The organism is Marinobacter sp. B-21 (assembly GCF_056857895.1).
The window spans coordinates 1-26,191 of record NZ_JBSXNZ010000079.1 but is presented as its reverse complement, the minus strand read 5'-3'; the positions used below and the strand labels follow the sequence as shown (position 1 = coordinate 26,191).

Sequence of the window (26,191 nt, the reverse complement as noted above, 5' to 3'; positions counted from 1 at the left end):
CCCCTTCATCTTCTGCGCTGGAAATAAACACTCAGATTTTGCCCCATCAGGCTCTGCACCTCACTCCCCAGTGCCTCCGCCTGAATCTGCTTCTGAACCGGGCCGGTTGCCAGGCTGTGGCCGTCGATATCCCGGGCCTTGACCAGCTTCCATTCCACTTCGTTGCTGACCATCGCCATCAGTTCTTTCAGTTGGGCCGTATCCTGGGGCCGGAACCATCTGTCCCGGCAACCGCCGAGGCTGTAGAAGCCGGCATCGGACGTCAGTTCCTGCCAGGTTGCATCCTTCCGGTTGGCCAAAACCATCCGGCGAAGCTGGCGCAGGGCCTGGCGGGTGGGCTGGAGTTGGTGCTCGGCGACCAGTTTGCGCATCTGTTTGTCACCATTGGTTTGCTCGGCAACGGCCGTGTGCATGTGAACAACGGCGCCGGAGCCAGTGGCTTCGTTCACCAGTGCCGCGAGGGACAGCTTGGTCATGGCCGGTGAGGGCAGGCGGCCCACTTCAATCCAGTGCACCTGATGGCCATCGGCCACGAAACGCTGGGCAATGGACCAGGGCCAGAACACGATGTTGTCCATACCCATCTCGTTGGCCATGCGTGTGGCTTTGGCGATGTTGGCCAGAGATTCATCCACCGCGATCACTTCCACATCGTCCAGGTAACTGGCCAGTTCCATGGCGCGCTGGCCGGACTGGGCGCCGCAGACCATGATGCGAAGAGTGGCAGGCAGGTTGTCGATGCGCCGCCCCAGCTCCGTTGCCATCAGGGTTTTCAGGCTGCTTTCTGTGCGGCAGGCCAGCTGTGACCAGGCAGGCCATGCCTGGGGCACATCGGTTTTATCCAGGCAGAGTTCCTCGGCTTTCTCATCGAAGTTCTGCTTGATCGCCTCTTCTTCGGCCCGGTCGTAATAGCTGGCGGCCAGAACTGGCTGCAATGCCAGAGGCCAGTCCATGAGGTTCCACTGGCCAAGTTGTACCGCGAACGGCTGGTGGAAGAGAGCGCCGTACATGGTGCTGATCATCAGGGAGCCGATCAGCGTATCCTGTTCGTCGCCAAGGGCGAACTGGGCCTGGATGCTGTCATTGATGGCGGCAACCAGCCGTTCTTCATCGTCTTCAACTGCCAGGGCATAGCCGGTTCTGTCGGCGTATTGAGCGATGGCCAGTGTCAGGCGCTGCAGCTCGTCCCGAAGTTCAACGGTTTGCGCCACTTCGGCAATGATCGCCCGACGCAGCAGGGTAACCAGCTCTTCCACCGCAGGATTGGGCATCAGGGTTTTCCGGAGGGCGAGGATCAGCAGTTCATCCTCACTGGCGGCTTCCAGGAGAATCTGCGCGTCCGGGTTATCCAGATCGTATTGCTGATGAATGATCGCGCCGACAAACCGGCCAAGTTCCTGGTGCGGCAAGCCCTCCCGCTGGAGCAGGGCAATGGCATCCAGCGCGAGGGCTGAATCGGCTTTGTTCACTTCCAGATGCTGGGCACAGGTCAGCATACCGCTGTACACAGACTCCCACTCGGCCCCGGTTTCCAGAAGCTTTCGGTAATGCAGGTAGGCCACATCAAACTGCCCCTGCAAGCGTTTGGAGTGGGCAACGCCACAGAAAGCGGCGGCGGATTGCCGGTCGCAGTCCAGGGCTTGCAGGAAATACTGCTCCGCCAGCGCCGGGCGTTCGGTTTTCAGGGCCCAGTAACCCAGGTTGCAATACTGCTGTGCCTGCCCCGGCTGATGATCCAGGCTGGCGTTGAACAGGGTATGGGCTTTCTCAAGCTGCCCGTCGTCCATCTCCACCCGCCCAAGCAGGCCCAGAGCGCCGGCGTTCTCCGGCTCAAGAGCCAGCGCCTCGTTCAGATATCCCCGGCATTCCTGCCGCGTCTTCAGCCGCTGGATATGGCTGAGCCCGTTGCTGTTGGACTCCCCGTAGGCAAGGTTGGCCTGCAGAAGCAGACGGGCAACCTGGGCCTGTTGGGATTGGGATACCTGGACTTGATGCTTGGCTTGCATGGGACACCTCGTGATAACAGCCGCAATCCGGAGCGGCAAAGGTCTGCAGTTTTTTGACGGTTTGCCGTGCTTTGGGGGAGGTGGTGCGAAAGGTGTGCCAGTTTGGGAGGCGGCGTATGAATGGGGTCAGGCCCCAAGACCGTGTGGCTGTTATCTTCTGAAGCCTGAGAGTAGAATGGGTTCAGAACAGTTAAGTGAGGTAGTTATGTACGCCATTGAATTTGAAGCCGATATTACCGGCAAGTATCTGGAGTTGAAGGAGTGGCAGAGCCTTCTTAACAAGCATGCGCGGGTAATTATTCTTGTGGATGAAGTTCCACAAGCACATACGGCAAGTGATGATCTCACAGAATTCCGGACCTTGCAGGCAACGCGAGAGAAGAAACCTGAAATAGCCAAGGACATGGCGGTTGAGTCCATGGAGGACGATATTAACAATGACGTTTTTTGATACCAATGTGCTGGTCTACGCCATCATCAATCAGGACTCTGATAAGCAAAAGCTCGCCGAGAAATTGATTGAAGACGCCATACTCAAGCAGCAATTCGCCATTTCACCGTTGGTACTGACCGAGATGGTTTTTGTTTTGGCAAAGCTCGGACAGCTTCCCGCTCAAAAAGATCTGTTGCTCTATTTTCAAAAGTTCTCTACACCCGCGATTGAGAAGGTTGATGTTGCCGGGGCCATGAAAATGGCGTTGGAGCTCGGCTTGGGTAAAAGCATAAATGATCTTGTTCACCTTATTCATGCAGAACGCAGCGGCTGCGAAAAGCTCCTGACTTTTGACAAAGGATTTTCACGGTTTGTTAGTCAGTCCAACATGGAGCTTGTCGTGCTGTAGCTTTTTGCAATTGGGTCAGACCCGAAAACATTTACCGCGGCCAAATGTCCTGGTGTCTGGCCCAAAATATCGGAGCCCTTATGCCCCAGCCAACCAACAAAGCTTACCAACTCAAAGTATCACTTCTCGGCGCCCAGCCGCCGATCTGGCGCCGGTTGCTGATTGCGCCGGACACCACGTTTCAGGATCTTCACCGGATTATCCAGTTGGCGATGGGCTGGCAGGCCTGTCATCTGCATATGTTTCAGGCGGGTGATGACCGGTTGATTGGTGATCCGGCGGAGGATTTCGATGGCATGCTGAATTTTCAGGATGAAACCATGGTGGCAGTGTCTGCTGTGCTCAACAAGGAGGGGCAGGCTCTGACGTATGACTATGATTTCGGCGACAGCTGGGAGCATGAGGTACGGCTTGAAAAGGTCCTGCCCGGCGATCAGGGTGAGCCGTTGCCCCGCTGCATAAAAGCCGTGCGCCAGTGCCCGCCAGAGGATGTCGGTGGCTTGCCCGGATTCTACGACTTTCTGGAAGCCATGGAAGATGCCGCTCACCCGGAGCATGTGGCAGTGCGCGAATGGATCGGTGGCGAATGGTTCGAGCCGGAGTTTGTGGATCTTGATGACATCAACCAGGCGCTCGCCGAGCGGGATGCCCTGTTTTCCGAAACCGAATCCGAACCCGATATCCCGCCGGCCAGAGACTTCTTCGGCCTTAGCCCCAGCCAGGTTCATGAGTTACTGCAGAACCCACTGAATTGCCCCTCTGTGTTCAAGCCGCTGATCAATGCCGAAGCCGTAAACCGCGAACTCGACACCGCGCCGGTCATCCGGATGACGAAAGTTCTGGTTGAGGCCATGAAAGGCAAGGGCATCCGCCTCACCGGCAAAGGCAACCTGCCTCTCAAACAGGTCAAGGCCATGATTGAGGCCGGTGGAGAAGAGATTGTGGCACCGATGGCGAGATATTCTCCGATTCGCTCCGAGGAGCACGTTCTGGCCGTGATTCTCACCCGCGTGTTGCTGGAAATTGCCGGCTACACCAAAAAGCAGAAAGGCGTGCTCTCCCTCAAGAAAACTGCCGAAACCAGGCTGGAGAAAAAAGGCTGGTTGATGGTCTACAGGGATCTGCTCTCAACGGCGTTCACGCGGCTCAGCTGGGCGTCCATGGACCACTACGATGGCCTGGATGAAATACAGTACACCGCACCATTCTGCTTCTGGCTTCTGTCCGAGAAAGGCGAGCAGTGGCGCCCGGTGGACGACTACCTGGAGGACATGCTCAAGGCCTTTCCCCGGCTGCCACTTGCCGCCTACCCGGTGGTCTACATGAGCGATGAGGAGCAGGCACGGTCTGCGCTGCGCTCGAGAATGTTGACGCTGTACCAGCTTCTTGGCCTGATCGAGCTGGATCCGGAGCATGCAAGGTTGCGGGATGAGGGTGAGCAGAGGATGCGGCGGACGGGGTTGTTTGAGGGGCTGTTTGTTAGAATTTAATTCCGGGCGCGGCCATAGGAGGTGGCGTCAATTGGAGTGGCTCCAGAGGGTGGGTTAGACTATTAAGTCAATTGGAGCGAGGGAGTGGGCGTTAATGGCTAATTCCGAATTGCCAGATATCCTGACAGAGCGATCAGGCGAGGTGAATCATCTGTGCCGCAAGCACAATGTGAACGCCCTTTTCGTCTTCGGATCCGCTGTTACCGGCCGTTTTTCCGAATCAAGCGACCTGGATTTTCTGGTTACTTTTAACCCGGAGCTGTCCGCTATAGCCGTGGCCGAATCCTACTTCGGGCTAAAGGAAGAGCTTGAGGCTCTGTTTTGCCGGCCAGTCGACCTCGTGAGCACGGCCTCGTTGACCAACCCCTATTTTCGCGATTCGGTAATGGAAGAAAGGCAGTCGCTCTATGCAGCGTGAAGCACTGAAATATGTGTACGACATAAAAGTTGCGGCTGAGAAAATTCAGCGATTCGTTGCCGGTAAATCGCAGTCAGAGTATTTGGAAGATGAAATGCTGCAGTCGGCAGTGGAAAGGCAGTTTGAAATAATTGGCGAGGCGATCGGGAAGTTGCATAAAGTGGATGCTGCACTTGCTGATTCCATAACTGATTGCCGGAAAATGATTGCGTTTAGAAATGTGCTTATCCACGGCTATGCGACAGTGGACCCAGTAATAGTCTGGGGTGTCGTTGAATCGAACCTTGGCGGTCTCGCAAGAGAAGTCGGCCTAATTCTGGATTTGTAATTCTGCGATTCCGTGTTGATGCAGGCCTTGTCAAACTTTGCCATAATCTCGCCAATGGAGGGCTTGATCATGGCAACAATGAATATATCCCTGCCCGATGCGATGAAAACCTGGGCAGAACAACAGGCGGAATCCGGTAGATATTCCAATACCAGCGATTATGTTCGTGATCTGATCCGCAAAGATCAGGACCGACGACACAAAATCGACCAGTTACAAGCTCTCGTTTCAGCGGGAATCGCCAGTGGAGAAGGGGCTCGTTCAATGGATGAACTCAGAGCTGCAGCAAAGCATTTAGCCGGGGATGGAGAGGCCGGTGAATTACATTCTCAGCAGGAAGGCTGAAGAAGATATTGTCTCTATCTACCTCCATGGATTGGAAAACTGCAAAGTAATGGACTCTTTCAGCATATTCATTGTGAGAGTGCGCCACGAACGTGAAGACTGGCTATAAATTCAGGTCAGACCCAAAAACCAAAACGGCCGGGTTTTTAGCCCGGCCCTTTTTTGGTTTCACTGTTCAGGTTTAGCCCTGCAGCAACTGCAGAACCTGCTGTGGCCTTGCGTTGGCCTGGGCCAGAACGGACAGGCCGGCCTGCTGGAGGACCTGAGTACGGGCCAGCTCGGCGGATTCTGCCGCGAAGTCCGCGTCGCGGATTCGGCTGTTGGAGGCCGAGAGGTTTTCGGAGGTGGTTGCCAGGTTTGCGATGGTTGATTCGAAGCGGTTTTGGACGGCGCCGAGTTCGGCGCGGAAGCCGTTGATGCTATCGATGGCGTAGTCCACCGAAATCATTGCCAACTCTGCGCCCTCAGGCGTTGAGATGTCTACAGTGTTCATGTTTTTCGTATCATCTTCTATCGTGGCAGTCACCTGATCGTTCGAGTCTTCAGTGCCATCGAAAACGCCGTCCGCATTGAGGTCGCCCCTGATGCTGATGTCAAAGGCTTCTCCGAATTGGGAGGAGAAGATTATATCGTCATTCTGAGAGTCCAGGTTTGCCTGAATACCTGTGTCCACTGTTTTTGCGTTTATTTGACTGACAATGTCATTGAGTGAAGCCATATCTTCAAGCCGGAATACCTCACCGTTTATTTCGACCTCGAAATCGTAGGTTTGCCCGCTTTCAAATGCTTCCTGGAGAGAGGTTCCCTGCAGACCCTGAATTTCCAGCTCTTGGTTAAAGTTTCTGGCCGGAATTCCGCCATCGTCGAAGGTGGCAGAAGCGACAGCAAGAGTTCCTGTTCCCCCTAAGGTCAGTATGAGGTCGTTTGAACCATCAACTGATGCGGTGAGATTGCCGTATCCGGCATCTGCAAGCTGCTCGTCGACAGCCGCAATAAAGCTGGCTTGGTCAGTTACGCCGGTCAAGTCAAATTCAACGGTCTCACTTGGCGAGCCTAATGTAATAGAGCCCGTCGCATTACCAGATCCAAAAATATAATTGGCAACGCTACCTATCGTTAGAGCGGCAGTGCCCGTGGTGTCGAGTGTGGCACCGGTAGTATTGTTGGCTGAAGTCGCCGTAACAGAGTCACTAGCGAGCTCAACGGTCGCATCAATTGGGTTCTCTCGATCGCTGGAGAACACCAATTGATCGCCCTCCGCTGCGACCGAAAGGCCTGATATCGCATCCAGGTCTTCTTGTGCGGTAATTGAGGGTGTGGCTGTCGACGGATCTTGCAAGATTCCATCGAGGCTGGAGGCAAGACCTGCTAAGTTGTTATAGGTGCCTGCCAAGTCAATATTCACGCCGTTCAGTGTAACCGAGCCAGTGATATCAAGAGAGCCATCGGCGAAGTTAAACCCGGATGCGTTCGTCTTGGTTAAGCCTGACTCTGGGTCAGATACCACTGTCAGGCCCAAACGTTCAGTTTGTTTTACAACTGCACCGATTTGACTTCCTCTGGAATCCAGCCCACTGACTGCGATTGTTTCGCCAGTGTTTGCGCCAACTTGAAATGTTTGTGTTGCAAAGGTTCCGTCGAGAACCTTCAGGCCGTTAAAAGAGGTTTGAGAAGCGATTCGATTAATCTCTGCAACTCGCTGTTGCACTTCTTGGTTCAGTGCCTTCCGGTCTGAGGTGCTGTTTGTAGCGTTGGCGGATTGAACAGCCAGTTCCCGGATTCGCTGAAGGTTGTTCGTAATCTCATCCATTGCTCCTTCAGCGGTTTGGGCCAGCGAAATGCCGTCGTTGGCATTCCGCTGGGCCATATTCAAGCCGGTGATTTGTGACTGGAAGCGCTCGGAAATTGCGAGGCCGGCGGCATCATCTTTTGCAGAGTTAATGCGTAGTCCTGATGAAAGACGCTCAAGAGCGACGTTGGCCTGCCCCTGCGAGGCATTCAAATTACGCTGGGCATTCAGCGACGCAATGTTGGTGTTAATAACCTGAGGCATATCAATTCTCCCTGCTCAGAGATGCCGGAAACACGCTGCAAAAGAATTGGGCAGTATGCCGGCGAAAATTCGTTAAATTGCCGTTTGCAGGAATGAAAGCGAAGGGCGTGCCAGTTTCTTTTTTTGTTTCTTAAGATTTTGAAAATAAAGAATACTTTTCTTTTCTTTAGGGCAGGGTCTGGGCGAGTTGCCGGGTTTTCGTCGGCGTAGCGAGGAAGAAGATTGCCGCTTTTGTGAGCGATTAAGGGGAGGGTTCGACTATTTCTGCTGAAAAAACCGTTTTTATAAAAGCCAGTAAAATCAATGTCCTGGTACTTTCTCTTTGCTATTTAACATTCCTTTACAAAATCCTGGCAAGTTTTTCTAAAGGAAGAACAGTTGGCGCCGTTAAGTAAAGCAACAGGGCGGCGCTCCCAAACCAAAAAACGGGCGCCAGACCTTTTCCATGAAAGAACGACATAAGTCAAAGGAGAAGCATTATGGCTCTCGGTATTAACACTAACGTTGCTTCATTGTCTGCTCAGAATCAGCTAGGCAACAGTCAAAAATTGAATGACCAAGCGTTGGAGCGTCTGTCTTCCGGCTTGAGAATCAACTCCGCTAAAGATGACGCGGCCGGTTTGGCAATTTCTACGCGATTTCAGTCGCAGATTTCCGGCTTGGGAGTTGCCCAGCGTAATGCCAACGACGGCATCTCGCTGGCGCAAACAGCTGAAGGTGCTCTCGATCAAATTACCAACAACTTGCAGCGGATTCGTGACCTGTCTGTTCAGTCTGCTAACGCGACCAACTCCGATTCTGACCGTGCCGCGCTTCAGGCAGAAGTCGAACAGTTGACTGCCGAGGTTGATCGAGTAGCGAGTGAAACTGACTTCAACGGTATTAAGTTGCTAGATGGTTCGTTCAAATCTCAAGCGTTTCAAGTGGGTGCGAACGTCGGGCAGACAATTAGTATTGAACAGATTGCAAGCGCGAAGAGTTCTGCTCTGGGTCAGTATCGTGGCTTTGAAAGTACTCAAGCCATTAACAATGCAGATGATGCAGCATCAACCAAAGTCGTCACTGTTGGTACTAATACTGTTCAGCTCGGTAGTGTGGCGGACGACGCCAAAGAATTGGCTGCAGCTTTCAACGACGCTGGTATTGACGGTCTCACTGCCACAGCTGGTGAAACAAAGGTGGCTGGGCAGGCTGTCTCGGTGGATGCTACGGCAGTAGGAAATGATACTCTCAACATCAACGGTACCGATATCACGATTGCTAACGCACGAGATGGTGATACAAACGTTGCCAACGCGTTAGAGGCAATTAACGCGCAATCTTCAGTGACGGGTGTTCGCGCGGTCGATACAGGAAGCGGTGTAGACTTGGTGGCAGATGATGGTCGCAACATTACCGCGACATTCACTTCAGGCGCAACCGCCTCAACTGTGTCGGATTATGGCATCACCGCGGCAGGGACAGCAGTGGGTGGATCGCTTGAACTCAGCTACAAAGCTCCTGACAATGTTAGCGGCGATCTTGCCTTTACCACTGGCTTTGACGGTACTGATTTCGCTGCTCCTCTGACTATTGCGGCGACTGGGACTGCACTGGGAGCAGTCGATATCTCTAACGAGGCAGGTGCCAACGCAGCAATTCGTTCCGCCGATGCGGCATTGGCAACAATAAACTCTACTCGGGCAGATTTGGGTGCGATTCAAAACCGGTTTGAGTCTACAATTTCTAACATTGCCTCAGCGTCGGAGAACCTGAGCGCGTCCAATAGCCGTATCCTGGACGCCGACTTCGCCGCGGAAACAGCGAAGCTCTCCAAGTCCCAGGTACTGCAGCAGGCTGGTATCTCCGTACTGGCGCAGGCCAACGCCCGTCCGCAGCAGGTTCTGTCCCTCCTGCAGTAAGGGGCTAGCGGTAACGGCCGGAACCTTCGGGTTCCGGCTTGACGCCGTTTGAGGATAGCGAGGTGAGCTATGAATGACGTTAACCTGAACAGCCCGGATCTGAAGCTGGTTCGTACCAGTGAGCAAGCACCGGCTCGGGCAATTTCGTCATCTCAGGCCGAAGGCAGGAATGCCTCCGACCTTGCTGTTTCGTCTGCCGCTGCCAGTCAGGTTCAGAGCCCCCAGGCAACTTCAGAGGCGTCGAAAGCTGAGAAGCTTCAGGCGCGCAATGAGGCCCAGCGTGAGGAACTGGACGAGGCGGTCAGTCAACTGAACGATTTTGTTCAGAACGTGCAGCGGGATCTGCAGTTTGAGGTGGATAATGAGCTCGGGCAGACCGTAGTAAGGGTGGTCGATCAGCAAACCCGGGAAGTGATTCGCCAGATTCCGGACGAAGTGGCATTGAGGTTGGCAGAAAACTTGCAGCAGGATGAGCCGCTGACGTTGTTTAACATCAAGGTGTGAGGGCTTGCCGCTTTTGCGCTGATATGGACGACGGTATTTCAGCACCGCCTTACCTTTTAGGGTTTGGCGGTGTTTTCGTTTTGGGTGCGAGTTTGAAAATGGGGTCAGAAGAAGGCTTTCTTCTGACCCCGGGCCACTCCTTCTGACCCCGAATGGCGCCGATTGTTACGCGGTGTTACAAATCGGCGTGAGAAAAAGGCAAAGTTTTGCCGCCTTTTGCCGATAAACTGGTCAGTATCGAGTTTCGCCCCCTTGAGGAGGCATGAGCATGGCAAACATATCATCGTTGGGTCTTGGTTCAGGCGTTCTGAATTCGGATCTGGTTGATCAACTGGTGCAGGCAGAGCGCGCGCCTACCGAAAACCGGCTGACTCAAAAAACGGAACAGACCCAGGCTCTGATTTCCGCCTATGGAAAGCTGCGTAGCGCCGTTACCGAATTGCGTTTGCCCATGCGCCAGCTCAGTGCCCCGGACAATCTCAAGGCCTTTTCGGCGAATTCCTCCAATGAAGACATTGCCGTGTCCGTGGATAGCACCAAGGCTAGCCGGGGCACCTACAGCGTGGAGGTGACCAGCCTTGCCGGTGCGCAGGCGCTGGCTTCCCGTGATGTGTTTGCCGACCGCGATGCAACCAGCGTCGGGCAGGGGGCGATGACTCTGAATGTTGGCGACAAAACCACGAACATCACCATTGATAGCAGCAACGACACGCTTCAGGGGCTGGCGAATGCCATCAATGATGCCGACGCCGGCGTGTCGGCGGGTGTGATTGATACCGGCAACGGTTTCCAACTGGTTCTTTCCGCGGATGAGACTGGTACCGCCAATGCCGTCAGTATTTCTGTATCGGGTGACACGGTTGGAACCGATACCGATAACCTGGGGTTGTCGCGCTTTGCCTTCAATACCGGAATGGATGTGGATTCCGGTCTGCGCGAAACCATTGCCGCTTCAGATGCGGTTATGGAAATCAACGGTGTTGAGGTTACCCGCTCCACCAATAGCTTTGAGAACGTGATTGATGGGTTGACGTTTGATATTGCCGCCACAGGCTCTTCCATTATCAAGGTTCAGCAGGATTTCGGTGCGGTTGCGGACCGGGTTCAGGGCTTTGTTGACAAATTCAACGGCCTCCAATCCACGATCGATAGTCTTGCCGGTTTTAATTCCGAGGCGGGCGTGGGCAGTCTGCTTACGGGCGATAGCACCGTGCGGACGATTCAGAACCAGTTGCGCCAGGTGTTGACCCGCGTTGTGCCGGGTCTGGAAAACTCCAGCGTTCGCAGTCTGGCGGATGTGGGCATTACCACCAACTTTGAGACTGGTGGCCTTGAGTTTGACCGGGCGAAATTTGAGGAGCAGCTCAAGAATAATCCGGATGATGTTACCGCTCTGTTTGCAGAGCAGGGGCGCACGACAGACAGCCAGGTCGAGTTTGTGCGCAGCGGATTGAACACTGAGCCCGGCCAGTACGATATCAATATTACTCAGGCAGCGACGCAGGGCTCGCTATCGGGGGCGGCCTTTGCGGCGCCGGTTACCATCGGCGCCGGCAATGACGAGCTGACGTTTCAGGTCAATGGCGAAACGTCAGTGAGTGTGCAGCTTACCCAGCAAACGTACAATTCAGCCCAAGAGCTTGCGGATGAGATCCAGGCTCAGTTGAATTCTAACAACGCCTTGAATGCGTCGGGCTCCGGGGTCCAGGTTGGCGTTGGTAGTGGCGGTGAGCTGACATTTACGTCTTCAGACTACGGCAGTGAGTCGAATGTGAGCATAGCTTCGGCTGAGGACGGATCTGCTTACGGATTGTCCGTTGCCACCGGCACGACGGGTGTTGATGTGGCTGGCACTATTGATGGCCGGACTGCCGAGGGCGATGGGCAGGTCCTGTTCCTTGGGAACGGCAACGGCGGTGCTTCCGGACTGCAGGTCCGTATACTTGGAGATCAGACTGGCAGTCGAGGTTCCATTACCTTTGTTGAAGGTGTGGCCGAGCGTACGGTTGATCTGGTAACAAGTTTCGTTGGTGCGGATGGTGCGATTGAATCCCGCACGGAGAGTCTGAACCGGGACCTGGAGCAGATTCAGCAAAACCAGGCACGTCTTGAAGAGCGAATCGCGGCTTATCGTGAACGGTTGGTCAGCCAGTTCACCGCTGCTGATTCATTGATTTCCCAGCTCAACAGCACCCAGGATTACGTAACTCAGCAACTCGCGGCGCTTGCGCCCCAAAACAACCGGAACAACAACTGACCGGCCCGGTCCGGTTAGCGAACAAAGAGGTCTAGCATGAACGGTTTACAGGCATACCAGCGAGTAAACACCCAAACCAGCATCACCGATGCGGATCCGCACAAGCTTATCCAGCTGCTTTATAACGGAGCTCTGGAGCGCATCAACATGGCGAAGGCCCGCATGCAGGCGAAGGATTATGAAGGCAAGGGTAAGCTGATCACCAAGGCCATCGAGATTATCGGTGGCCTGCGCAGCTTCCTGGATTTCGAGCAGGGCGGTGACCTCGCGGCCCGGCTCGAAGGGCTTTATGACTACATGGAGCGAACGCTGTTCCAGGCCAATGCCAAGAATGACGTGGCCAAGCTGGATGAGGTGGCTAACCTGCTGCGGTCAATCAAGGAAGGCTGGGATGGCATTCGCGAAGAAGCGATGGGGCAGCAGCAAGCTGTCTGAGTGAAGTCGGGGTCATGAAGACGGGGTCAGATGAACGCTTTCATCTGACCCCTGGTTTGCGTGTACGCTGCTACGTTAGTCAATAGCCATTCCCGCTGCAGTTCCGTACAATGTGCGCCTTATTTCGATCGAGAAATTGGGGTATACCTTGGGGTAAGGCTAAAATTGGGGTCAGATGAAGGCTTTCATCTGACCCCGTCTTCACTCTCACTCCGGATATCCCTCAGTTTCCATCCATTCTGTTCAGTCTGGAGCAAGGGCATGTCTGATATCAAAAAGGTGGTGCTGGCCTATTCCGGTGGCCTGGATACTTCCGTCATCGTTCGGTGGTTGCAGGATACCTATAACTGTGAGGTGGTGACCTTCACCGCCGACATCGGTCAGGGCGAGGAAGTGGAGCCGGCGCGGGCGAAAGCCGAGGCGTTGGGCGTTAAGGAAATCTACATCGAGGACCTGCGCGAGGAGTTTGTGCGCGACTATGTGTTCCCGATGTTCCGCGCGAACACCGTCTACGAAGGTGAGTACCTGCTGGGTACGTCCATTGCCCGCCCGCTGATTGCCAAGCGCCTGATCGACATTGCCAACGAAACCGGCGCCGATGCGATTTCTCACGGTGCCACCGGCAAAGGCAACGACCAGGTGCGCTTCGAGCTGGGTGCCTATGCCCTGAAGCCGGGTGTGAAGGTGATCGCTCCCTGGCGCGAGTGGGATCTGAATTCCCGCGAGAAGCTGCTGGCCTACTGCGACGAGCGCAATATCCCGGTGGAGAAGAAGAAGGGCAAGTCGCCTTACTCCATGGATGCCAACCTGCTTCACATCTCCTACGAAGGCATCAACCTGGAAGACCCCTGGGCGGAAGCCGAGGAAGACATGTGGCGCTGGAGTGTGTCTCCGGAAGCCGCTCCGGATACGCCGACTTACGTTGAGCTGACCTATAGGAAGGGTGATATTGTTGCCATCGACGGCCATGAGATGAAGGCGCATGAGGTGCTGGAAACCCTGAACAAGGTTGCCGGCGCGAATGGTATTGGTCGCCTGGATATTGTCGAGAACCGCTACGTGGGCATGAAGTCCCGCGGCTGCTACGAGACCCCGGGCGGCACCATCATGCTGCGTGCCCACCGTGCCATTGAGTCCATCACCCTGGACCGCGAAGTGGCGCACCTGAAAGACAGCATCATGCCGCGCTATGCGGAGGTGATCTATAACGGTTACTGGTGGTCACCGGAGCGCGAGGCTCTGCAGGCCCTGATCGATCAGACCCAGGATTATGTAAACGGCACGGTTCGACTGAAGCTCTACAAGGGCAATGTGGACGTGGTTGGCCGCAAGTCTGAGGATTCCCTGTTTGACGAGAAGATTGCCACCTTCGAGGAAGATCAGGGGGCGTATGATCAAAAGGATGCGGAAGGCTTTATCAAGCTGAATGCACTTCGCCTGCGGATTGCTGCAGGGAAAGGCCGCAAGCTTTAGAGCGTGAACTTGGGGTCAGATGAAAATGGGGTCAGATGACTTTTCATCTGACCCCATTTTCATCTGACCCCGTTTTCATCCACAATCCGGCGTTTTTGGTTATACTCTTCGACAAAATACCAACAACGATTTAAGTCACCATGCCCCCTCTCGGAACCGCTTCCGTCTCTGCCCTACGCCAATATGTTCGCTACGCCGATGCCAAAGGCATTGATACCTCCAACCTTTTCAGCAAAGCGGGCCTTGAGCTGAACATTCTCGATACCGGTGACGGTCGCCTGAACGGCGAGCAGTTTCAAACCTTTATCCGCCTGCTTGCCGAAACAACGGGTAATCCTGTCCTGGGCCTGGAAACCGGTGATTACGTGCAGCCGGGCTCCTATAGCGTGCTTGGTTATATAACGATGAGTTGTGCGACGCTTGGAGAGGCTGTCACTCGAATTGCACCCTATGAAAAGTTGGTGGGAGATATGGGCACCACGGGGCTGCGGATGAATGGTGATGAAGTGTCTCTGGTGTGGACCTGCAACTTTACGGATCCGCTGGTATGGCCCCAGGTAGTGGACAATGTGTTTGCCTCATGGATCAACTATGCCCGTTGGCTGGCGGATAACCGGAAGGCTTCGCCACTGCGGGTACAGCTTCGGCGTTCCTCCCCGGGGAGCGATTACGAGAAGGCCTATGCAGAGCGTTGGCAGTGCCCGGTGGAGTTTAGTGCCGAAGAGGACTGCGTTATCCTGCACCAGAGTCTTCTGTCCACACGCCTGCGCCAGCCAGACCCGCTGTTGCGCAAGACCCTGGAAACTCATGCGTTATCACAGTTGGCCCTGCTGGATTCTGATACGGATCTGACCAGCCGGGTAAAACAGAGTATTCAGAAACAACTTGCGGACGGGGTCACCCGGCAGGATATGATTGCTGAAGATCTGGGTATGACCAGCCGCACCCTGCAACGCAAGCTGGGCCAGGAGGGGGTGTCCTACCAGAAGCTGTTGGATGAAGTCCGCCAGCAGATGGCTGAAGACTACCTGCGAAACACCGAAATGAGTATTCCCGATATCGCCTTCCGGCTGGGGTACAGCGAGACGACATCCTTCCACCGCAAGTTCAAGGCGGTGATGGGTCAGACTCCGGGGGATTTTCGTAAAAACTGAATTTGGATGGCAAGCTAAGGAGAGCAAAAATGCCAGTAATCTCGATGTTCTATGGCATTCTGATAAGAATGTACCTGTTGGATAATAATCATCACAATCTTCCACACATTCATGCTCGGTACGCAGAGTTTGAAGCATCGGTGAGTCTGCATGATGGAGAGTTACTCGCCGGTACCCTACCGAGAAAACAGCTCCGTCTCGTTCAGGCATGGATTGAGCTTCACAGGGAAGAATTGCTGGTAGACTGGGATTTGGCTGTTCATGGGGAGCTACCCTTCAGGGTTGCTCCGCTCTAGGAGGTGCGGATGTATTGGGATATCAAGAGTGTTGAGGCGCTAGATGACTATAAGCTGAAGGTAGTACGTATTGATGGCCTGGAAGGCGTTCTGGATATGTCGCCTTACCTTGAAAAAGGCATTTTTCATGAGTTGAAAGATACGGATTATTTTCGGCAGGTCGGTATCAGCTATGGTGCGATTACTTGGCCCAATGGTCAGGATATTGCGCCGGAGACGGTGGAGCAGGAGTTAAAGCGGTCAGCGTTATTGAAAGTTTCCGAAGGGTAATGGGTGTCAGGCTTATAATAAAAAGGCCAGCTAAAAAGCTGGCCCAAAAAACAAGGAAAGAACGAAAGTGCCTGAAAAATTCGTTAATCCGGTGGATCTCATTCCCCATTTGGCGGCGGAGGTACTGCACGGCTCCTCCGCCATGGGGGATACTGCTTGAATCCACAATTGCAGAATAGGTCTTCCGCTTCTGCCTGTCTGTTTGTGAAGTGTGTATCAGTGTTACCGACTGTGAAGAGGGGTCAGATGAAAATGGGGTCAGATGAACTTTCATCTGACCCCATTTTCATCTGACCCCAATTTCAGGCTATGCCGTTGCATCGAGCTCTGGCGCCGTTTCGGTAAACCGCCGGGTATCATAGGCATCCACCAATCCCTGCACTGCGGCCCGCTCCATATCCTGTATCGAGGGCGTGCCGTTCTGGGCGTTTGCCTTGCACAGCACCATGCCTGCCTCCACGGAAATATAACCGGCAGTGGTTTTCAGGGCTTTGTGGTTGATGCCGTCGAACACGCGCCGGAAGGCGGTGGTGGTGCAGTGATCACTGTTCGGGAAATACGCAATGATGGCGAACTGGTTGTCGCCCACGCGGCAAAGGGCGTCGATGGGGCGGATCAGGGTGCTTAGCCTGCGTGCGATACCGATGGCGAGTTCGCCCATGACCGTGGGCGGGTGCTTGCGTTTCAGCTCCTGCCAGTTCCGGATGCCGCAGAGCACGTAGGCGGAACAGCCGCCCCGGGATTCGGCGTGGCGGAGCATCCTGGTCAGCCGCTCGCGGCCGTATTTGGTGTTGCACAGGCCGGTTTCCAGGTCGATGATGTTGGTGGATTCCAGCTCCCGGTTGTTCTCGATCAGCAGCGAGTTGGCCCGCAGCAGGGTGTTCTGCCGGTCTGCCATTCGATCTGCCGCAAAGATGCGGGGGATCAGCTGTTTGGTCATGTCGGACTTGTAGATGAAGTCATCCACGCCCCGGTCAAAGGCTTCCGAGAGTGCTTCCACGCTTTCCCGGGCCGTGAGCAGGATCACGTAGGTGTAATGGTTGTTCTGTTCGTCCTGCTGGCGGACCTGATCGGTCAGTTCCAGGCCATCCATCTCAGGCATCAGCCAGTCGGCGATCAGCACGCTCACCGGTCGCTGTTCGATCAGTTGAAGGGCTTCCGGTGCATTGTTGACGATGCGCACGTCGCGATATCCGGCCTTTCGCAGGGTGCGTCCTACCACCATACTGCTGAATTTCGCGTCGTCTACTACGAGGATGGGAAGGTCCAGATTTGGCATTGTTATCTACTTTTTACCAGTCCATTGTCAGGTGCGGTATAAGCTGCAGGTTGGTATGATCCCCTGCAAATCAAACGGGCGCAGAATGCGAACCCGGGGTCAGATGAACGCTTTCATCTGACCCCACTTTCAGCTTTTCCTCAGTATACCCGCTCAGCGTAACGGAGAATAACGACCATGCCGTCTTTTGACATTGTTTCAGAAATTGATATGCACGAAGTCACCAATGCGGTGGACCAGGCCAGGAAGGATCTGGCCACCCGCTGGGACTTCAAGAACGTGGAAGCGAGTATCGAGCTCGATGACAAGGGCATCACTATTAGCGCCGAGCAGGAATTTCAGTTGGAACAGTTGATGGATATGCTGCGCATGGCCTTTGCCAAACGCAAAATCGACGCCCGCGCCCTGGCGGAAGATGGCGACAGCAAGTCCGGCAAGCTGGTAAAACAGCATTTGCTGCTGAAGCAGGGCATTGAAACCGATATGGCGAAGAAGATCGTGAAGATGATCAAGGACGCCAAGCTGAAAGTGCAGGCCAGTATCCAGGGGGACAAGGTTCGGGTAACTGGCAAGAAGCGGGACGATCTGCAAACCGCCATTGCCATGCTCCGCGAAGCCGAGCTGGATATCCCGCTGCAGTTCAACAATTTCCGCGACTGATCCGGAGGCTTCACCATCGTAACCGGCACCCGCCTGACCCTGATCCGGGACACGCTCTACACCTATACCCGCTGGCAGGTGATTGCCTTGCTGTTCCTGGGATTTTCCGCCGGGTTGCCGTTTTTGCTGGTGTTTTCCACCCTTAACGCCCGGCTGGCGGATGTGGGGGTGGAAACGGCCACCATTGGCTTCTTCAGTTGGCTTGGCATTACCTACTCCATCAAGGTGTTCTGGGCGCCGGTGGTGGATCGCCTGAAGCTGCCGTTGCTGGACAGACTGCTGGGCAAACGCCGGAGCTGGATTATTTTCGCCCAGGTGGGTATTGCCGCGGGCCTCTACCTGATGGCTCATGTGGATGCCACCGCGGCACCGGAAATGATGGCCCTGTACGGGCTGCTGGTCGCGTTTTCCTCCGCCACCCAGGATGTGGCCATTGATGCCTACCGCATCGAGATTGCCGGCGAGCGTCTCCAGGCCGCTCTGGCGGCCACCTATATTTTTGGCTATCGGCTGGCCTTGCTGGTGGCCGGTGCCGGCGCCCTGTACCTGGCCGAGTTCTGGTCCTGGCAGGTGTCCTATGAGGTGATGGCGGCTCTGGTGGGCGTTGGAGTGCTCACGGTTCTGATTGTGCGCGAACCCCGGGTGAACCACTTTGCCGCAGCCCAGGACATTGCTCACAAGATCGAGCAGGAGGCCAGCAAGCGGACTCATCTCAATCCCCGGCTGGCGCGACTTGTCGGCTGGTTCTATGCCGCCGTTGCCGGTCCGTTCCTGGATTTCTTCCGCCGCTATAAAGAGCTTTCCATCGCGATTTTGCTGATGGTGGCGGTGTACCGGATTGCGGACATCGCCATGGGGGTGATGGCCAATCCCTTCTACCTGGACTTCATGGGCTTTAGCAAAACCGAGGTAGCGGACGTTACCAAGATTTTCGGTTTCTTCATGACCATCGCGGGTTCACTGCTGGGGGGGGTGATGGTGGTTCGCTACGGTGTGCGGCGTATTCTGCTGCTGGGCGCAATCCTGACCGCCGCAACCAACCTTTTGTTTGTTCTGCTGGCCCAGTACCCACCCAATCTCATTACGCTTGCGGCGGTGGTCAGTGCCGATAACCTGAGCGGCGGTATTGCCAATGTGGCGCTGATTGCCTGGCTTTCGAGCATGACCAGCGCCTCGTTTACGGCAACTCAGTACGCGTTGTTCAGCTCGTTGATGACGTTACCGGGCAAGTTTCTCGGTGGTTTCTCCGGCATTGTGGTCGCCGGGTTTGGCTATGCGGAGTTCTTCCTGGTCTCTGCGGTTATGGGTGTGCCAGCGGTTCTTCTGGCAATGTTTATGATTCGCCAGGGAAAGCGGCTGGACGCTTTGGCGCCTCGGAATAAAGAGGGGTCAGATGAAAATGGGGTCAGATGAACTTTCATCTGACCCCATTTTCATCTGACCCCGAGTTCAATGAGATCGTGGGATGTCTGAACCGACTAAAGATCAAAAGATCTGGCAAGTGGTATTGGCCGTTCCCAGGGGGAAGGTGGTCAGTTATGGCCAGGTAGCAGAGATGGCCGGGCTTGGTCGGCAGGCGCGGTACATCGGAAGGGCGTTGGGTAAGTTGCCAGAGGGGCATTCGGTGCCCTGGTATCGGGTGATTCGCAGTAACGGCCAGATTGCTTTTCCCGTGGGTTCAGAGAAATACCAGGAGCAGGTAAGCCGGCTTGAAGCTGAGGGTGTAGAAGTCACTCACGGGCGGGTTTCGATGTCGCGGTTTCGGTGGCAATGAGAGTATGGAGGTGATCCAGCACGTCGGCTTTTGCCCCGGCAGGTGCTCGTGAAAGCCGTTCTTCGATATAGCGCTGAACCTTGTCAATTGCCTTCAGGCACTGTTCGTATAATTCCCGCGTTCTGGCCGAGCTCAAGTCACATACCTGAATGCCAAACCGCTCTAAATGCTTTCTTGGCCACCATTTTTTGCTGCCCATAAGGGTAAGGGCCGAGATGTCCTGCCTGATGTAGGCCGTGGTGCAAACGACATCGTAGGCCGGGGCCAGTCTGATGGCATCAATGCTTTCGTAAACCAGGCCAAAGTTCTTCAGGTGGGCGTCGCCATTCTGCAGGATGTTGTTCAGGACGATCATCTTGAAAAACTGCTCCAGGGAGGCGGCTTTGTTTTCCGCGCTCACAAAGGTCTTAATGGTTTTGGCAATCTGCTCGTAGCTGCCGGTGTACTTTTCCTCCCGCTGTTTTGCCTGAAGCACGCACATGTCTTCAAAGCCCAGAGCCACACCGCTGTCTTTCAGATCGAACCGCTTCATGATGAACAGGGATTCGTCATCCGAGAGGTAGAATTCAGGGACGGGAATGCCGGCATTCTGGCAGGCTAGCATGCAGCAGTATTCATTGAGGGCCAGCTCCGGATAATCCGGGCCCCAGGCTTTAACAATGTAGTCTTCAAGGTGAAGCGTCGCCTTGTTTTCCAGTGTCGCGAGGACCTTGGGCTGCACACCGCTCAGTGCAGAGCGAAGCGCAAAACGCGACACCAGTTCCTCGAACAGATCGGGGTTGCCAGAGTGCAAGAGCGTGTCGAGGCTCAGTGATCTCTCTCCGGGGTGATCATCAGGGTTGAATTCGATTCGGCCACGTATGTTTGGCGCGAGCAGTCGAAGAAGCCCGAAGTCGTCGGTATCCGTGAGTTTGGCAAACTGCTTTTTGATAACGGCGAGCAGGTAGCCCTCTGGCAGGTGCATCTCGAAAACAGGGTGCAGCTGTGGATGGGTATAATCTTTCTTTCGCACCGGCATGGTCAGCGAGACGAACGCGTCCGGACGGGCTTGTCCGGAATAGCTGAACACGTATTCGCCAGATTCCCGGAAAAGTCTCCCGGCAGGTCGCTGATGTACATGAACGTCGAGTTCATCGCTCATCACGCAGCTCCTCTAGTGTCGGGAACGGAGACTTGTCCCGGATAGCCAGTTCCTTTCCCAGGTAGTCCAGGATTTTCATAACCTTGCGGATGCCAATATCGCCGGACCGGCCGTTTTCCAGGGCATTGACGGTGGCGCGGGAGATGCCCAGGTGGTCTGCCAGCTTCTGCTGGGAGACTCCTTGTTGCCGCCGGTGCAGGGCGATGTCGTGTCCGAGAGTTTGGAAATCCATTTTGGGCTCTGCGTGGCTAAAATAATTTACATCATTGGTTATTTTTGGTGATTTGTAAAGTATTTTAGCTTAATGCCAGCTCGTCCCTGATCTGGCATTACTTCCGGTGAGTTGCGGTTGATTACAGCCGCAAAGCCCCATCCACTTCAATTATCCGCCCGGAGACATAGTCATTCTCAAAGATAAACGCCGCCGCCGAGGCGATTTCTTCCGGCTGGCCCATACGCTTGAGCGGAATGCCGGCGATCATTTTTTCCAGGACTTCCGGTTTCATGGAGGCGGTCATTTCGGTTTCGATAAAGCCCGGAGCTATGCCTGCACAGCGGATGCCGTGGCGGGCGAGTTCCCTGGCCCAGACCGGAACCAGGGCGGAGACGCCGGCTTTGGCGGCGGAGTAGTTGCTCTGGCCCATGTTGCCGGCGCGGGAGATGGAGGCAATGTTGATGATCACACCCTGGTCGCCGTTCTTGATCATCCGGGTGGCGGCTTCGCGGCCGCAGAGGAAGACGCCGGTGAGGTTGACGTCGATCACGGCCTGCCACTGGGACAGTTCCATGCGCCGCTCAACTTTGCACTCTTTGGCTTTGACCATCAGGCAGTCGCGGAGGATGCCGGCGTTGTTGATCAGACCATTGAGGTGGCCGAAGTCTTTGATGATGGCTTCGAAGGTTTTCTCGACGTCTTCTTCTTTCGCCACGTTGCAAATGTAGCTTTTTGCCTCTGAACCGGCGGCTTTGCAGGCGGCGACGGCTTCGTCCAGTTTTTCCGGCATCAGGTCGATCAACGCGACTTTTGTGCCTTTGGAGGCAAGGTGTTCAGCCATGGCACGGCCCAGACCCTGGCCGCCACCGGTAATCGCAATCACGGAATCTTGAAGTTTCATGTTTTGCCCTAACTAAATTGAATGAGGTTCAGCAGTTTCTGTGTGCCTGTATCTCTACGCAAACCAGAGACAAAAGTTTTTTAAGTGTGCGGCCCGCACCTTGCCACGTGCGCGTCATCGGGTAAGAGGCTTGTGGAATGTTGGAGGCCATGGATGGCCGGAAACAAGCGTACATGGACGTACTCGCAGCGGTTCCACAAGCCTCTTACCCGGTGACGCGCTAACTCACAATGCCGGACCGCATTCTCATTTTGAGGGCTGCGAGTATACCAGACCTTCTGAAATTCCTGTTCAGACCCTGAGGTCCCGATGTCTGTGTTTCTTTTCTTATTCATTATCATGCCGATTGCCGAGATGGCGGTATTGATCAAAGTGGGCGGCATGATTGGTGTACTGAACACCGTGGGGCTGGTGTTGCTGACGGCAGTTATTGGCGCCTGGCTTTTGCGCCAGCAGGGACTGGCAACACTGTTGAAGGCCAACCAGCGTCTGAACAGTGGTGAACTACCCGCCAGGGAGGTTGCCGAAGGTCTGATTCTGGCTGTTGGTGGTGCCTTGCTGCTTACGCCGGGGTTCATCACCGATACCGTCGGCTTTTTGTGCCTGATCCCGGGAACCCGTCACTGGCTGGCGGCCCAGGCGCTGAAGCGGATGGTGGTGGCTGGCCGGAGCCGGAGTTTCCATTTCCGTTCCGGAGGTGGTTCGAATCCCTTCGGGCAGGATCCGTTTGGTGGCCGGGAAAACCCGTTCGGGCAGCAAAGTCCGTTTGATCGGGACGGCAACGGCGACATTATCGAAGGCGAGTACCAGGATGAGACGGAATCCGATCGCGACCGGATCGAAAAAAAGTGAAAAATTTTTCTCTCGGGGTGTTGAAAACCCCTACCTGCTACCCCACATAGGAACCACAAGTTCGCTGCGGGCTTATAACCTCTGAAAAACAGGTGGTTAGCAGCCGGGCAATTTGTCGGATTATGCTTCGCTAATCCGACCTACAACAGCAAATGTCATTGCCACATCAATCTGACTATTGGAGAAACCGAGCAATGAAAATTCGTCCGCTACACGATCGTGTTGTCGTGCGCCGTAAGGAAGAAGAAGAGAAAACTGCAGGTGGCATCGTGCTGCCAGGCAACGCCAAGGAAAAGCCGTCCCAGGGTGAGGTAATTGCCGTGGGCAATGGCCGTATCCTCGATAACGGTGAGACCCGTGCACTGGCGGTCAAGGTGGGTGACACCGTGGTTTTCGGTCAATACGCCGGTAATACCGTAAAGGTTGACGGTGAAGAGCTCCTGATTATGAGCGAGAACGACATCTACGGCGTGCTTGAGTGATCGCATAAGCGACCGGCACGAACTCTCATTATTCCGACTGACTCAACAACTTCGGTTTAACGAACAGGAATAGAAGACATGGCAGCAAAAGACGTTAAATTCGGTGATAGCGCTCGTAAGCGCATGGTCGCAGGCGTCAACGTTCTGGCAGACGCGGTTAAGGTGACCCTCGGCCCGAAAGGCCGTAACGTGGTTCTGGAAAAATCCTTTGGCTCGCCAACCATCACCAAAGATGGTGTTTCCGTAGCCAAGGAAATCGAGCTGAAAGACAAGTTCGAGAACATGGGTGCGCAGATGGTCAAGGAAGTTGCTTCCCAGACCAATGACACTGCAGGCGACGGCACCACTACCGCGACCGTTCTGGCCCAATCCATTGTCAACGAGGGTGTTAAGGCCGTTACTGCCGGCATGAACCCGATGGATCTGAAGCGTGGTATCGACAAGGCCACTGCCCAAGCCGTGAAGGCTATCCGTGAGATGGCCAAGCCGTGCGACGACAACCGCAACATTGCCCAGGTAGGCACTATCTCTGCCAACGGCGACGAGGCCATCGGCAAGATCATCGCTGATGCCATGGAGCGTGTTGGTAAGGAAGGCGTGATCACTGTCGAGGAAGGCCGTGGCCTGGAAGATGAGCTGGACGTGGTTGAAGGCATGCAGTTCGACCGTGGTTTCCTGTCTCCGTACTTCATCAACAACCAGGACAACATGTCTGCCGAGCTGGATGACCCGTACATCCTGCTGGTCGACAAGAAGATCTCCAACATCCGCGAATTGCTGCCGGTGCTGGAATCTGTAGCGAAAGCTGGCAAGCCGCTGATGATCATCGCTGAAGACATCGAAGGCGAAGCGCTGGCAACTCTGGTTGTGAACAACATGCGTGGCATCGTGAAGGTGTCAGCTGTGAAGGCGCCCGGCTTCGGTGATCGCCGCAAGGAAATGCTGCAGGACATCGCGATCCTGACTGGTGGTACTGTGATTTCCGAGGAAGTAGGTCTGTCTCTGGAGAACACCTCTCTGGACGACCTGGGCACTGCCAGGCGCGTCAACATTACCAAGGAAAACACCACGGTAATTGGCGGTGCCGGTGGCCAGGCGGATATCGAAGCCCGCGTTGAGCAGATCCGCCGGCAGATCGAAGACAGCTCTTCCGATTACGACAAGGAAAAGCTGCAGGAGCGGGTTGCCAAGCTGGCGGGCGGTGTTGCCGTCATCAAGGTGGGCGCCGGTTCCGAAGTGGAAATGAAAGAGAAGAAAGCCCGCGTTGAGGATGCGCTGCACTCTACCCGCGCTGCGGTCGAAGAGGGCATCGTGCCTGGTGGCGGTGTAACCCTGATCCGTGCCATCGCGGCGCTGGACAAGGTGGATGCCCTCAACGAAGAGCAGAAAGCCGGTGTGAACATCCTGCGCCGTGCCATGGAAGCGCCGCTGCGCCAGATCGTGTACAACGCAGGTGGCGAGTCTTCTGTTGTGGTTGCCAAGGTTCGCGAAGGCGAAGGTGCCTTTGGCTACAACGCGGCTACCGAAGCGTACGGCGACATGCTGGAAATGGGTATCCTGGATCCTGCCAAGGTGACCCGTTCCGCGCTGCAGGCTGCGGCTTCCGTTGCGTCCCTGATCATCACCACCGAGGCGATGATTGCAGACCAGCCGGAAGACGAGAAAGCCGGTGGTATGCCGGACATGGGTGGCATGGGCGGAATGGGAGGCATGGGCGGCATGATGTAATGCCGGCCTGATCCTGGCCCCTTAAAAACCCCGCGCTGGTTCACACTGGCGCGGGGTTTTTGTTTTTTTGTCATGAACTTGCGCCATGCCTTTGCTAGACTCGGCTTCCGGTCCATTTTCTGTGTGTAGCTGAATGAGTGACGCTGAACCAACGTCTTTTCTCCGCCCCGGCAAGGTGTTTTTGCTTCTGTTGCTGGGCACTCTGGTTTATCTGTTGTCACTGGTGTTTCTGGTACCCGCCGGCTGGGTCTGGCAGCAGGTGTCTGCCCAGGTGCCACTGCCGGCCCAGGTGCAGGTCCGGCAGGTGGCCGGCAGGCTCTGGGATGGCGAGGCGGGCGTGATCGTGGCGGGTTTTCCGCTGCGTGTGGACTGGCACCTGAGCCTGCCCTCCGTTACCCGCCTGGAACTGCCGCTGCGGGTTTCCGTGGAATCGTCACAATCCTCGCTGGACGGTGATGTTACGATCAGATGGCCGGCCAGCGCCCGGGTGAACGCGCGCGGGCAGGTGGCGGTTGCTGAATTTGAGGAGCTTATCCGCCAGAGTGGCGGTGCAATGATTGAGGGTGCGGTGACCATTGACCGTCTTGAAATGGCGTGGGCGGACAACCGGATTACCCGGGCTGAAGGCCTCGGGCGCTGGGGTGGCGGGCTGGTTACCTGGCCCATGGGCGATCAGCGAGGCCAGGCTGAATTCCCGCCGATGCAGGCGACACTGGATACGGTCGATAACAGCCGCGGTGGTGTGGCCCTGACCGTCGCCGAGCAGGGTGGAGAAGGCCCGGCGGCGGATGCAACGATATTCTGGAACGGGATGATGGAGCTGCGTGTCTACAAACGCATGGTGGATCTGGCCGGCCAGCCGTGGCCGGACTCCGCCAGCCCGGGGGACGTCGTGTTCCGGGTGCGGCAGCCGCTTATCCCGGGGGCACGATAGTATGGCCCTGCTGAGTGCCCAGGCCCAGAGCCGAATTTCGCGGGCTGTCGCGAACCTGCTGCTGGTGGCGTTGGTGCTCTACCTGGGGGTAGCCATGGCCCGGGTTACCTGGCTGGTTGCCTGGGACGACAGGCCGGTTCCCCGTGCGCCGGTATCGGACGGCGCAGGTAATCTGGCAACGGGCGGTCCCATGACAGGGTCCATGGCCATCTACGATTTCTTCGGTCGCTCAGGGCGGGCAGTGGAGGTCGCTGAGGCCGTTCGCCGTTCGGCACCGGAGACCCGTCTGAGACTTCGGCTCGAAGGCGTTCTGGTTGGTGCGCCAGGCATGGCGCGTAGCGCCTTGACGGGCGCTGTTCCGGTACAGGTGGTGCTGGCCGGATGACTTGGGGGTGCAAGTCCCCTGTGGGCCCGGTAAGGGGAACCACTAGCCGGACGGCAAGGGTGTCCATCG

General features: G+C 55.6%; 28 protein-coding genes. 22 read left to right on the top strand and 6 right to left on the bottom strand.

All coding sequences use genetic code 11. The annotated features are described in order from the left end of the window. Nucleotides 1-5: 5 nt before the first annotated feature. Nucleotides 6-2,006, bottom strand: coding sequence for a tetratricopeptide repeat protein (locus AC13C0_RS12570; protein ID WP_341582275.1), 2,001 nt, complete (start codon nt 2,004-2,006; stop codon nt 6-8). A 205-nt stretch (nt 2,007-2,211) separates the two neighbouring features. Here AC13C0_RS12570 and AC13C0_RS12565 point away from each other — a divergent pair, with 205 nt between their 5' ends. The 6 genes from AC13C0_RS12565 (at nt 2,212) to AC13C0_RS12540 (ending at nt 5,429) form a co-directional block, all read left to right on the top strand. Then, nucleotides 2,212-2,457, top strand: coding sequence for a hypothetical protein (locus AC13C0_RS12565; RefSeq protein ID WP_162893689.1), 246 nt, complete (start codon nt 2,212-2,214; stop codon nt 2,455-2,457). Next, entirely contained in the window at nt 2,444-2,848 is a 405-nt protein-coding gene (locus AC13C0_RS12560) for a type II toxin-antitoxin system VapC family toxin (protein WP_117617671.1), read from the top strand. Before AC13C0_RS12565 ends, AC13C0_RS12560 begins: the two co-directional genes overlap by 14 nt. An 80-nt stretch (nt 2,849-2,928) precedes the next feature. Beyond that, nucleotides 2,929-4,338 (top strand): plasmid pRiA4b ORF-3 family protein, encoded by a 1,410-nt coding sequence (locus tag AC13C0_RS12555; protein WP_341582274.1) that lies wholly within the window; start codon nt 2,929-2,931, stop codon nt 4,336-4,338. A 94-nt stretch (nt 4,339-4,432) separates the two neighbouring features. Next, nucleotides 4,433-4,756, top strand: coding sequence for a nucleotidyltransferase family protein (locus AC13C0_RS12550; RefSeq protein ID WP_341582273.1), 324 nt, complete (start codon nt 4,433-4,435; stop codon nt 4,754-4,756). Further along, nucleotides 4,746-5,084, top strand: coding sequence for a HepT-like ribonuclease domain-containing protein (locus tag AC13C0_RS12545; RefSeq protein ID WP_341582272.1), 339 nt, complete (start codon nt 4,746-4,748; stop codon nt 5,082-5,084). Before AC13C0_RS12550 ends, AC13C0_RS12545 begins: the two co-directional genes overlap by 11 nt. Before the next feature lie 69 nt (nt 5,085-5,153). Beyond that, nucleotides 5,154-5,429, top strand: a complete 276-nt coding sequence (locus tag AC13C0_RS12540) for a type II toxin-antitoxin system ParD family antitoxin (RefSeq protein WP_341582271.1) — start codon at nt 5,154-5,156, stop codon at nt 5,427-5,429. A 181-nt stretch (nt 5,430-5,610) separates the two neighbouring features. Here the strand turns inward: AC13C0_RS12540 and AC13C0_RS12535 are convergent, their stop codons facing one another. Continuing rightward, nucleotides 5,611-7,482, bottom strand: a complete 1,872-nt coding sequence (locus tag AC13C0_RS12535) for a flagellin N-terminal helical domain-containing protein (RefSeq protein ID WP_482954481.1) — start codon at nt 7,480-7,482, stop codon at nt 5,611-5,613. A gap of 479 nt (nt 7,483-7,961) precedes the next feature. On the opposite strand from AC13C0_RS12535, the gene AC13C0_RS12530 reads away from it, so the two are divergent. The 8 genes from AC13C0_RS12530 (at nt 7,962) to AC13C0_RS12495 (ending at nt 15,772) form a co-directional block, all read left to right on the top strand. After that, nucleotides 7,962-9,383 (top strand): flagellin N-terminal helical domain-containing protein, encoded by a 1,422-nt coding sequence (locus AC13C0_RS12530; protein WP_482954480.1) that lies wholly within the window; start codon nt 7,962-7,964, stop codon nt 9,381-9,383. 69 nt (nt 9,384-9,452) lie between these two features. Then, entirely contained in the window at nt 9,453-9,887 is a 435-nt protein-coding gene (locus tag AC13C0_RS12525; protein ID WP_482954479.1) for a flagellar protein FlaG, read from the top strand. Nucleotides 9,888-10,155: 268 nt separating this feature from the next. Continuing rightward, a complete protein-coding gene (gene fliD / locus AC13C0_RS12520) occupies nt 10,156-12,144 on the top strand; it encodes a flagellar filament capping protein FliD (protein WP_482954478.1) in 1,989 nt (662 codons plus the stop codon). 36 nt (nt 12,145-12,180) lie between these two features. Next, nucleotides 12,181-12,579, top strand: a complete 399-nt coding sequence (gene fliS, locus AC13C0_RS12515; protein WP_482954477.1) for a flagellar export chaperone FliS — start codon at nt 12,181-12,183, stop codon at nt 12,577-12,579. Nucleotides 12,580-12,840: 261 nt separating this feature from the next. Continuing rightward, nucleotides 12,841-14,052 carry an argininosuccinate synthase gene (locus AC13C0_RS12510; RefSeq protein ID WP_117617664.1) on the top strand — a complete coding sequence of 404 codons (1,212 nt, stop codon included), beginning with the start codon at nt 12,841-12,843 and terminating at the stop codon, nt 14,050-14,052. Nucleotides 14,053-14,192: 140 nt separating this feature from the next. Continuing rightward, nucleotides 14,193-15,206: an AraC family transcriptional regulator gene (locus AC13C0_RS12505; protein ID WP_405420564.1), complete on the top strand. Its 1,014-nt coding sequence runs from the start codon at nt 14,193-14,195 to the stop codon at nt 15,204-15,206. A 29-nt stretch (nt 15,207-15,235) separates the two neighbouring features. After that, on the top strand, nt 15,236-15,502 hold the full coding sequence (locus tag AC13C0_RS12500) for a DUF4160 domain-containing protein (protein WP_053112549.1): 267 nt from the start codon (nt 15,236-15,238) through the stop codon (nt 15,500-15,502). 9 nt (nt 15,503-15,511) lie between these two features. Next, nucleotides 15,512-15,772, top strand: coding sequence for a DUF2442 domain-containing protein (locus AC13C0_RS12495; protein ID WP_405420561.1), 261 nt, complete (start codon nt 15,512-15,514; stop codon nt 15,770-15,772). Nucleotides 15,773-16,079: 307 nt separating this feature from the next. Here AC13C0_RS12495 and AC13C0_RS12490 read toward each other — a convergent pair whose 3' ends face one another. Then, on the bottom strand, nt 16,080-17,051 hold the full coding sequence (locus AC13C0_RS12490) for a response regulator (protein ID WP_482954476.1): 972 nt from the start codon (nt 17,049-17,051) through the stop codon (nt 16,080-16,082). A 177-nt stretch (nt 17,052-17,228) separates the two neighbouring features. Here AC13C0_RS12490 and AC13C0_RS12485 point away from each other — a divergent pair, with 177 nt between their 5' ends. The 3 genes from AC13C0_RS12485 to AC13C0_RS12475 all read left to right on the top strand — a co-directional run bounded on the left by AC13C0_RS12485 (nt 17,229) and on the right by AC13C0_RS12475 (nt 19,485). Further along, nucleotides 17,229-17,711: a YajQ family cyclic di-GMP-binding protein gene (locus AC13C0_RS12485; protein ID WP_482954475.1), complete on the top strand. Its 483-nt coding sequence runs from the start codon at nt 17,229-17,231 to the stop codon at nt 17,709-17,711. Between the two features lie 78 nt (nt 17,712-17,789). Beyond that, a complete protein-coding gene (locus AC13C0_RS12480) occupies nt 17,790-19,124 on the top strand; it encodes an AmpG family muropeptide MFS transporter (RefSeq protein ID WP_482954474.1) in 1,335 nt (444 codons plus the stop codon). 52 nt (nt 19,125-19,176) lie between these two features. Continuing rightward, on the top strand, nt 19,177-19,485 hold the full coding sequence (locus AC13C0_RS12475) for an MGMT family protein (protein ID WP_482954473.1): 309 nt from the start codon (nt 19,177-19,179) through the stop codon (nt 19,483-19,485). On the opposite strand, the gene AC13C0_RS12470 is transcribed toward AC13C0_RS12475, so the two are convergent. From AC13C0_RS12470 to AC13C0_RS12460, 3 genes are all read right to left on the bottom strand, one after another. After that, on the bottom strand, nt 19,442-20,626 hold the full coding sequence (locus AC13C0_RS12470) for a type II toxin-antitoxin system HipA family toxin (RefSeq protein WP_303285373.1): 1,185 nt from the start codon (nt 20,624-20,626) through the stop codon (nt 19,442-19,444). The two genes, AC13C0_RS12475 and AC13C0_RS12470, sit on opposite strands and share 44 nt — an antisense overlap. Continuing rightward, a complete protein-coding gene (locus AC13C0_RS12465) occupies nt 20,616-20,858 on the bottom strand; it encodes a helix-turn-helix transcriptional regulator (RefSeq protein WP_303285372.1) in 243 nt (80 codons plus the stop codon). The genes AC13C0_RS12470 and AC13C0_RS12465 overlap by 11 nt, the downstream gene beginning before the upstream one ends. 121 nt (nt 20,859-20,979) lie before the next feature. Then, nucleotides 20,980-21,741: an SDR family oxidoreductase gene (locus tag AC13C0_RS12460; RefSeq protein ID WP_341582237.1), complete on the bottom strand. Its 762-nt coding sequence runs from the start codon at nt 21,739-21,741 to the stop codon at nt 20,980-20,982. A gap of 309 nt (nt 21,742-22,050) precedes the next feature. Between AC13C0_RS12460 and AC13C0_RS12455 the strand changes: the two genes are divergently transcribed. From AC13C0_RS12455 to AC13C0_RS12435, 5 genes are all read left to right on the top strand, one after another. After that, on the top strand, nt 22,051-22,593 hold the full coding sequence (locus tag AC13C0_RS12455) for an FxsA family protein (RefSeq protein WP_482954472.1): 543 nt from the start codon (nt 22,051-22,053) through the stop codon (nt 22,591-22,593). A gap of 194 nt (nt 22,594-22,787) precedes the next feature. After that, nucleotides 22,788-23,075, top strand: coding sequence for a co-chaperone GroES (groES, locus tag AC13C0_RS12450; RefSeq protein ID WP_011785505.1), 288 nt, complete (start codon nt 22,788-22,790; stop codon nt 23,073-23,075). A 78-nt stretch (nt 23,076-23,153) separates the two neighbouring features. Continuing rightward, nucleotides 23,154-24,803 (top strand): chaperonin GroEL, encoded by a 1,650-nt coding sequence (gene groL / locus AC13C0_RS12445; RefSeq protein ID WP_117617653.1) that lies wholly within the window; start codon nt 23,154-23,156, stop codon nt 24,801-24,803. A 133-nt stretch (nt 24,804-24,936) separates the two neighbouring features. Then, nucleotides 24,937-25,737, top strand: coding sequence for a type II secretion system protein N (gspN, locus tag AC13C0_RS12440; protein ID WP_482954471.1), 801 nt, complete (start codon nt 24,937-24,939; stop codon nt 25,735-25,737). A gap of 1 nt (nt 25,738) precedes the next feature. Beyond that, nucleotides 25,739-26,122 (top strand): type II secretion system protein N, encoded by a 384-nt coding sequence (locus AC13C0_RS12435; protein WP_482954470.1) that lies wholly within the window; start codon nt 25,739-25,741, stop codon nt 26,120-26,122. Nucleotides 26,123-26,191 lie beyond the last annotated feature (69 nt).

Coding starts and splice junctions, on each gene's coding strand:
- groES (WP_011785505.1), top strand. CDS start 22,788: ATGAAAATTCGTCCGCTACACGATCGTGTTGTCGTGCGCCGTAAGGAA.
- AC13C0_RS12470 (WP_303285373.1), bottom strand. CDS start 20,626: ATGAGCGATGAACTCGACGTTCATGTACATCAGCGACCTGCCGGGAGA.
- AC13C0_RS12565 (WP_162893689.1), top strand. CDS start 2,212: ATGTACGCCATTGAATTTGAAGCCGATATTACCGGCAAGTATCTGGAG.
- fliD (WP_482954478.1), top strand. CDS start 10,156: ATGGCAAACATATCATCGTTGGGTCTTGGTTCAGGCGTTCTGAATTCG.
- AC13C0_RS12465 (WP_303285372.1), bottom strand. CDS start 20,858: ATGGATTTCCAAACTCTCGGACACGACATCGCCCTGCACCGGCGGCAA.
- gspN (WP_482954471.1), top strand. CDS start 24,937: ATGAGTGACGCTGAACCAACGTCTTTTCTCCGCCCCGGCAAGGTGTTT.
- fliS (WP_482954477.1), top strand. CDS start 12,181: ATGAACGGTTTACAGGCATACCAGCGAGTAAACACCCAAACCAGCATC.
- AC13C0_RS12530 (WP_482954480.1), top strand. CDS start 7,962: ATGGCTCTCGGTATTAACACTAACGTTGCTTCATTGTCTGCTCAGAAT.
- AC13C0_RS12475 (WP_482954473.1), top strand. CDS start 19,177: ATGTCTGAACCGACTAAAGATCAAAAGATCTGGCAAGTGGTATTGGCC.
- AC13C0_RS12460 (WP_341582237.1), bottom strand. CDS start 21,741: ATGAAACTTCAAGATTCCGTGATTGCGATTACCGGTGGCGGCCAGGGT.
- AC13C0_RS12540 (WP_341582271.1), top strand. CDS start 5,154: ATGGCAACAATGAATATATCCCTGCCCGATGCGATGAAAACCTGGGCA.
- AC13C0_RS12570 (WP_341582275.1), bottom strand. CDS start 2,006: ATGCAAGCCAAGCATCAAGTCCAGGTATCCCAATCCCAACAGGCCCAG.
- AC13C0_RS12455 (WP_482954472.1), top strand. CDS start 22,051: ATGTCTGTGTTTCTTTTCTTATTCATTATCATGCCGATTGCCGAGATG.
- AC13C0_RS12435 (WP_482954470.1), top strand. CDS start 25,739: ATGGCCCTGCTGAGTGCCCAGGCCCAGAGCCGAATTTCGCGGGCTGTC.
- AC13C0_RS12510 (WP_117617664.1), top strand. CDS start 12,841: ATGTCTGATATCAAAAAGGTGGTGCTGGCCTATTCCGGTGGCCTGGAT.
- AC13C0_RS12490 (WP_482954476.1), bottom strand. CDS start 17,051: ATGCCAAATCTGGACCTTCCCATCCTCGTAGTAGACGACGCGAAATTC.
- groL (WP_117617653.1), top strand. CDS start 23,154: ATGGCAGCAAAAGACGTTAAATTCGGTGATAGCGCTCGTAAGCGCATG.
- AC13C0_RS12505 (WP_405420564.1), top strand. CDS start 14,193: ATGCCCCCTCTCGGAACCGCTTCCGTCTCTGCCCTACGCCAATATGTT.
- AC13C0_RS12500 (WP_053112549.1), top strand. CDS start 15,236: ATGCCAGTAATCTCGATGTTCTATGGCATTCTGATAAGAATGTACCTG.
- AC13C0_RS12525 (WP_482954479.1), top strand. CDS start 9,453: ATGAATGACGTTAACCTGAACAGCCCGGATCTGAAGCTGGTTCGTACC.
- AC13C0_RS12550 (WP_341582273.1), top strand. CDS start 4,433: ATGGCTAATTCCGAATTGCCAGATATCCTGACAGAGCGATCAGGCGAG.
- AC13C0_RS12560 (WP_117617671.1), top strand. CDS start 2,444: ATGACGTTTTTTGATACCAATGTGCTGGTCTACGCCATCATCAATCAG.
- AC13C0_RS12545 (WP_341582272.1), top strand. CDS start 4,746: ATGCAGCGTGAAGCACTGAAATATGTGTACGACATAAAAGTTGCGGCT.
- AC13C0_RS12485 (WP_482954475.1), top strand. CDS start 17,229: ATGCCGTCTTTTGACATTGTTTCAGAAATTGATATGCACGAAGTCACC.
- AC13C0_RS12495 (WP_405420561.1), top strand. CDS start 15,512: ATGTATTGGGATATCAAGAGTGTTGAGGCGCTAGATGACTATAAGCTG.
- AC13C0_RS12555 (WP_341582274.1), top strand. CDS start 2,929: ATGCCCCAGCCAACCAACAAAGCTTACCAACTCAAAGTATCACTTCTC.
- AC13C0_RS12535 (WP_482954481.1), bottom strand. CDS start 7,482: ATGCCTCAGGTTATTAACACCAACATTGCGTCGCTGAATGCCCAGCGT.